Genomic DNA, 312 nt, shown 5'->3' with positions numbered 1-312 from the left:
CGATCGAGCGCGCCAAGCGCTTCGGCCAGCATGGGGTGCTCGGGCGCGATCCGGTCGAGCCGTCGCGCCGCCACGCGCAGCGAAGCGAGCGGCGAATCCGACCCTTCCCAGATGTGGCGCAATTCTTCGAGATCGCCGGACAGCTTCTCGCCCTTCTGCATCGAAGCGCGCGTTTCGGCGAGGCGCGCTTCCTCGCCCGCCTGCGGTTCGATGGCCGTGAGTTCGGAAAGATGCGCGAGCAGCAGATCCTGATCGGCGCGCGACTGTTCGAGCGCATCGCGAGCTTCGTCCAGCCGGGCCTGAGCTGTGCGC

1 pseudogene is annotated in these 312 nt (G+C 68.6%); it reads right to left on the bottom strand.

The annotated features are described in order from the left end of the window. Positions 1 to 312: pseudogene (locus A3736_RS17335) on the bottom strand (DNA repair protein RecN); the annotation flags it as partial.

This window comes from Erythrobacter sp. HI0063 (genome assembly GCF_001635685.1).
GTDB lineage: Bacteria > Pseudomonadota > Alphaproteobacteria > Sphingomonadales > Sphingomonadaceae > Qipengyuania.
The sequence above is the reverse complement of the archived record's forward strand: the minus strand, read 5'-3'. Positions and strand labels throughout refer to the sequence as shown.